A 6,758-nucleotide genomic window follows, 5' to 3' on the forward strand; every position below is an offset into this window, starting at 1 on the left:
GACAGCGTTACAGGCAACTTAGTAATGGCCATCTGAACGACCGGCCTTTTTCCTAGTAAGTCAGATGTGCCATCAACTCATCCATATTACCCACCACAATCTGCTGCCCTTGAGGTCTGATTTTTTGCATGTGTATGTCGATGTTATACGCATCCAAGAGGTACCTGACGAGTGAAGCGTTGGTGGGGATGCAAAGCGTGCCGTTGACCATGCCGTAATCTTTTTCGATAACGGCTTTTTGCTTTTCGTTAAAACGGAGATCGGGGATAAGCTCGATCGTCACATCCGTATTCCAAAGCGCATCATCTTCCTTTCCGTGCGAAGCATTGTCATTGATGTCTGGTACACCATGAATACGACTCAATACAAAATCACGATAACCATCAGCATGCTCACAATAGGCACGAACGTGCCAGCGAAGTGGTGTACAAACCAAGGTGTGGGGTGAGATGATCCTTTCTACTGTTTCACCATTTTTTAAAGATGTGTAGCAAATGTCGACACGTTTTTTCTCTCGAATGGCTTGTACCAAAGGGCGCAATACTTCTGGCGATATGTTGCGTGTCACAGGGCGAATCATCGCAGTGTGTTCAAACCCCATATCAAGCTCAGCAAATGTCACGGTCATGTCTTCACGGCGAGAGAGGATATGCAGGTACTCATCCGCATGACCCGAAGTAAGCTTCGGGCTGAAGCTATTGCTTGGCTTGTAGCCTTTTAGGTGCTTATCGTAAACAAGGTTACCGGGTGCGATGTCGGCCAAGTAGGAATTGATGTCTTTTGAAGCTTGTTGGCGTCCGATACCAAAACTTTGTATCAAGTGATTGGTGGTTAATCGACCCTCCCAAAGCGCCACAATTTCGATCACACGGTATCTCAAGAGTAAATCCCACCTAATCGGCCATTTTGTCATTCTTCGATTCCTGTCCAGTTACTCGACATGTATGTACGCTCAGTATTTACCTGATTCTAATGTGGAAATAGTATTTTTTAGACACTATACCGTCAAGTTGGTAGACAACTGACAGGGCAAGGATCATATCGGAGCGTGGGTCATGAGTGCATTACTTGAAACTTATCTAGAGATGGCAGGACCTGAAACCTGCCAGTCAAAAGACGGCTTTTTGGCCATCATTGATGCCCAGACTGGCCTCGGAAAGACGTATCAAGCCACTGAGCTTCAACTAGCACATCTGATTGCAGATTCGAAGATAACACTTATTTACTCCACGAACTTGAGGGTTAACGTCAAGGAAGCGTATGAGGCATTGCTTGATCGCATCGACAGTAAAGCGGCACTTAGTGAGGAGCGAAAAGCAGAGCTGAAACGCAACGTCATTTGGATTCCCGCTCAAGATACAGCCATTGCCGAATTATCAGAGGAGGATTGGGCGACGATATTCGAGGTGCTCGATGTACAGCAGCAAAGAGACGTCAAATCGATACTCGATAAGGTCACGCTGTTAAATCAGGCAAAGAATAGCACTCACACTTCGGTATTTGATGATGAGTTACGCGCTCAGCACGGCAAGATTTTCATTCAGCTCAAGGCATGTCTGAGAGGGATGGAATTAAAAGACGTAAAGTTAAATGATGTTCTAGACCGAATATTCCCAGCAAGAAGGATAGATCAGGAAAAAACACAGGTGCTTTTTCTGACAACATCCAAGTTGCTCTATCCTTGGCATGGCATTGAGAAAAGCTACAGAGTTAGCGATTTTCTGAATAACTCATTGTTGATTCTGGATGAGTTTGATCGCCAGCAAAGTGAATTTCTTACCCATTTAATCAATACCGTTTCTGACTACGATATTATCGCCCTAACACGCAAGTTCTATTCGAGTTTTGATAGTTTCAGGATTCATGGTTCGTCTGAGTTTGATGGAGTCGATAAATGCTTTGATCGTTTTCGAAGTGCATTGGAAGACTACAAAGACAAATGGCAAGTGCACTACCGCCCGTATATCACAGATGCAACGATTCAAACGGGAGGTGAAAATCAAAACCGAATATTCACACTTCTCTCTGACAGAATGTCTATTCATGCCATCAACTTTAAGCATGAAGAGTTAAAATCACAGATTAGCCATGCGTTAGGTAGCCATGAAATTGGCCCCGGCGGAACTGAAAGCGCAATACAATTTGTGAACAATGGCGCCCAACTGGTCAGAACATTCTGCAATGGCATGCTAAGTGCAATTCTTAAGCTGAAAAAGAACTTAGAGAATACAGAGGATCCTAAAACCTACACGACAGAAAATCTTGTAGGGAAAATTCTCAATAACTTGGGGCTGGTGGAACTAACGCCAAGTATCATGTCGTTAATCTCTGCTAGGCTAAGTTTCAAAGTTCAAAAGGAACACAAAGCCTATAGCTTTCACGATAGTGGGTATGAAATCGCCAATATTTCGAAGTTCAGTGACACAGACAATACCGCCAGAGCAACGACCTTTGATTTGGCTTTAACTTCAACAGGGTTGCTTGCTCACTGGGTGCTTGCTGGAGCCAGAGTGCTTGGTGTTAGTGCGACCGCCACAAGTCGTACTGCAATTCATAACTTTGATCTTGAGTACTTAAGTGATGTTCTTTCTGAACGGTTAGTTCTTCTCAATCCTGCACAGAAAGCGGCAATACAAGCGGAGTACTGCGATAAGCGCAGATACGCAGAAAACCAGATTCAGATAGACGTAAAAGGTATTTCTGAGCGTGTGGCCTGGGGTGGTGTAGCAGAACTCTATCAAGAATTCAGAGGTGTAAGGCTGCCCCCGGCATTGCTTGAAATTGAATTGTGCAAGCTTTTGAACGTGGATAATAGTCATTTAAAGTTTGCTGTAAAGCGAGCGAATAAGCTGATCGAATCAATCCGGCAGTTCTCTCAGCATCCAAGTAATCGATACCATTTTTGTATGCTCAACAAAAGCTACAAGAATCTTGAATTTATGGATTTTATGGTGAGTGTTGGCCAAAAGTACGGTGTCACAATTTTTGAAAATATCAATGCGGCCTCATTCAGGAATGATCAATTCCAAGTAATATTAAACCTATTGGAGAGCACTACGAAAAAGATTGTGGTGATAACAAATTATCAGGCGACCGGAGCGGGGTTATCACCCTCTTACACAATTGGTGAAAATCCTACGTTGACTTACGTGGGTCCTGAAGGTGTTGAGCCATTCCAGAACAAAACGGATATTGATTCTATCTACTTAGAGCAACCTATGAGTTTGATTGGTAGTCGAGTTGGCGAAGATCTGGTTGTGAAGGAGCGAGATCTTGCTATTAAAAAGAATATCCACGATGTATTAATGCTTCACGAAAAAGGCATTGTCGTCGCCAACGAGGTTAAATCGAAACTTAAGTCTCTCATTTCACCTAAAGTTAATGGTTATGCGGTGAGTTCAATGATCAGTACCTACAAAGGGAGCGAAGACTACCGATATGCCGTTTACCGTTTCATCGAGCAAGCGATTGGCAGAATGTGTCGTACTGAGTGGAAGCAAAGTGAAATCACTATCATGTATGACGCGGTCGCTGATTTCGTTGAAACACTGGCCAAAGACAGCCGAAACCTTTCCTTTCTGTCGCATGAGTATCAAGCATTGATAATGGATATCAAACAGCGCTACAAAGTACTGGACAATGAAAAACAATGCATGTCCTATCACCCAAGGGCTTCACGAAATTATGCGCATATCCAAAGGCTCGTCACTAGTGTGTATGAGCACCAAAACGAAAATGCAATTGGTCAGTACGAGAGATTACGGACCTGGATGCTAAAAAAACCAGCGATATCACTATCGCCAACAGGCGAGGAAGTTCGCTACTACATCGATGTGCAGGAGCCTTTAGGCCAGTATCAGTATCAAATCGACTATTCCGATGAGAAAGGAATTACCGAAATTTTCATTAACCCGGCGGATGTATCCAGTTTGCGAGAAGTATCCGAGCAGTCGGCGCGTCTGCCTTTGCTTATGCAGAACGATTTAGTTGCAGCCTATTTCGAAGCGAGCGGGTTTGCGACCACATTTGGTTGTGCTCAGTTTGTGTTAGCGCCGGCCATGTTTGATCTCTACATGGGAGCGCTTGGCGAAGAAGCGGTCAGAGCGATTCTGATGGAGTTTGGTTACGAGATCCAAAGAATGCCAGAGGGATGTATGGAATGGTTTGATGGATATATTGAACTTGGAAACAGAATTCTTTTAGTTGACGTTAAACACTGGGATTTAGAACTGGGCTGTTTAGTTCACGACAATACCTTGGATAAATGCCAGTCCAAGTTGGAAAAAATTAGGGTGAATCCTCCCGCCGAGTTTGCAAACAAGCTCGTGCAAGCGTTGTACATCAATACCATCTGGAGCGGAGCAGAAGGGATAAATTCACGAAAATATGTGAGTGATAAGGAGCAGTTAGTCGCGTATGCTAATCCAGAACTAGCCGACGTTATTGAGATCCCTGGCATCATCGACAGTGTTTCGAGTACAAACAATGTCCCTCCAATGACCCAGTTACTCGAACTATTGAACCAATTTGCGGAGTGAAGCAAATGAGCCGAAGCTTAACCACCCTTATTGATCTAACTTTTGATTTTGAAGCATTAAGCCAAAAGTACGTTATTTACAAAGCGTCATTGGATAAAAGCATGGGGAAAGTCGATTACGCAAAGCAATTGAGTTTAGTAGAACGAGCGTCTACGCCCAAAGCGCTTATCCGACATTCTGGCTACCATTGGATTTTGCGCGACAAGCAAGGCAACCCCAAACCTGAATCAGCAGAAATCGCCTTCGAACGAGTAGAGTTTGAAGATTGTGACCAGTTGTTATTGGGGCGACTTTTTGTTCGCGCGCTAGGCAAAGTAGCACCAAGTATGTTTTTTTCAGGGCTTGGGGAGACGTTTCTTTTTGTCGAGGCTGATAAGTTCTTTGAGCATAGCGTTTATAAATGCTTAAAGTTTGATCTTAAGGAAAGCGTGCGCTTTAACTCCTTATTTATCGCCATGGATGGGACGACATTTTCTCCAATAGAAACGGTATATAAGCCACCTGGTTACATTGAGAAACAAGCTAAATTTGAGTTCGATATGGAAAGTGGGCTATTGCGACGTAACCCCAAGGGCAATCTTATCGTGCATAGCCCTGGTAAGAAAAAGTTCACAACAAATGCGATCGATATTTCCGGTCAAGAACCAATTTCGCTTCAAAAGACGAAAACTGGTGCCATTTATCAATTCGTTGATCTAATGAATAAGCACTTTTTAGGGGGCTTAACGCTGCAATTGAAGCCTATCGAGGCAAGCTGGCGTGAACACTACAAAAAGCGCGATGTTGAAAAGGTGTATCAGCGTATCTATCAAGTTATCAATGATGCTGGTGGCCTACAAGTAGCGAATGCGTCGTTAAAACACGATGGCTTTGATAAACTGAAATTACAGCAATGGCCAGTGCTGGTTGAATTTACTGAAGTGCTAGATATCGATGCCAGAAAACCATTACTTGTGGTTGTAGACAGTGCCGAAGACTATGAAAAGGCAGGATTATCAGATCCCAAATCGAGCTTTTATTCGTTAGACAGAGTGACGCAAAGCGTGTACAACTCGACGATTACCTCTGTACGCCCAAAATCGAAGGGGAATGAGCTGAGTCCTATTATCGACGCCATTGTAAAAGAAATCGCGATTAAACAAGAGTGCTTGCAGCACCAGTTTTTAATTCAAGAGTTGGACGGGAACTATTGGTTTGTCGAGAGAGAAGATCCCAAGTATCGTGGCCAGGAGCCGATTTTTCATATCTTGAAATGCAACAACGGGACTTTTCATTATGAGCAGCAAGATGAGTTTTACTTTGATGAACTCGGTATTGAACTGCCTGAAAAGCAGCGCTATTTTGAAACACTAAATTATGTGATCGACATGGCACAGCAGCCACCTCAAATCTGTACCATTGTTCATGAGGAAATCGCGGCCATTCCTGATGCGGCCAAACTCTTTGAGGTGCTTGACCACCTAAAGAACAGCAATCAACACGGTATAAGCCGAGAGTTCATCGATCAGTTCCTATCGGGCTCAGCTTATCTCGCCGATCCAATCGCTGACAAACTGATGTTCATGTTGGAAACACACCCTTTACAGCAAGAGTTTTTCAAAGAAGACCTTAAAAGCGCACAAATTGGGTATCGCTCGACAGCAGAGCAAGCACTCATTGATGGTTACTTTGAAGAAACCGGTGTGATGCTCAATTACTCGTTGAAAGGTGAGCACAACGAATACCTTGAAGCTTTAACTGGGCATTTTTATGATGCTGAACACTCCGCTTATTTTGTTGGAAGTGAAAAGGGTGGCTTTAAGTTTAGCCGAGGGCAGTTCAATCACCTGAGATACCTCGAAGGTCCTGAATACCTGAAGCAAGTCTGTTTGGAATTGACCAAAAGCTACTTTGTTCGTAACAAGCTTGCCACGGTAAAGCCGTTTCCGTTTAAGTACTTATCTGAATGTAAAGATAGGGCGAGGTATGACAACGATTAGGTAACCATGATGCCTTAGCTAAAGACCGCACTGAGCCGTTTGTGTAGTGGTCAACTAATTCCGGACAGTAAATTCTTGACCGCAGAGAAGGGCGAAATAAATCATGGCTAGCGTTATTTGTATTAGTTCTGACTAGATCTGACACTTCAATTTGAAATGAAGAGAGTTACCCACTTTGATTAAAGGTGCTGAATCCGTAATCAAAGACAATAAGAGGTAACTCTCATGCTTCATACTAGCA

Annotated in this window: 3 protein-coding genes; 2 read left to right on the plus strand and 1 reads right to left on the minus strand. The window is 43.6% G+C overall.

Annotation, left to right across the window (positions count from 1 at the left end; translation table 11 throughout):
* Positions 1-52: 52 nt before the first annotated feature.
* On the minus strand, positions 53-913 hold the full coding sequence (locus IFO68_RS09445; RefSeq protein ID WP_192015664.1) for a helix-turn-helix transcriptional regulator: 861 nt from the start codon (positions 911-913) through the stop codon (positions 53-55).
* A 142-nt stretch (positions 914-1,055) separates the two neighbouring features.
* Between IFO68_RS09445 and IFO68_RS09450 the strand changes: the two genes are divergently transcribed.
* Together IFO68_RS09450 and IFO68_RS09455 are read left to right on the plus strand one after the other, a co-directional pair.
* Positions 1,056-4,538 (plus strand): hypothetical protein, encoded by a 3,483-nt coding sequence (locus tag IFO68_RS09450; protein ID WP_192015665.1) that lies wholly within the window; start codon positions 1,056-1,058, stop codon positions 4,536-4,538.
* Between the two features lie 5 nt (positions 4,539-4,543).
* The gene (locus tag IFO68_RS09455) at positions 4,544-6,517 is read left to right on the plus strand and encodes a hypothetical protein (protein ID WP_192015666.1); all 1,974 of its coding nucleotides are present in this window, start codon (positions 4,544-4,546) and stop codon (positions 6,515-6,517) included.
* Positions 6,518-6,758 lie beyond the last annotated feature (241 nt).

The organism is Photobacterium arenosum (assembly GCF_014841115.1).
GTDB classification, from domain to species: Bacteria; Pseudomonadota; Gammaproteobacteria; order Enterobacterales; family Vibrionaceae; genus Photobacterium; species Photobacterium arenosum.

Bases quoted from the DNA above. Each gene is read 5' to 3' on its own strand.
- IFO68_RS09445 (WP_192015664.1), bottom strand. From the start codon at position 913: ATGACAAAATGGCCGATTAGGTGGGATTTACTCTTGAGATACCGTGTG.
- IFO68_RS09450 (WP_192015665.1), top strand. From the start codon at position 1,056: ATGAGTGCATTACTTGAAACTTATCTAGAGATGGCAGGACCTGAAACC.
- IFO68_RS09455 (WP_192015666.1), top strand. From the start codon at position 4,544: ATGAGCCGAAGCTTAACCACCCTTATTGATCTAACTTTTGATTTTGAA.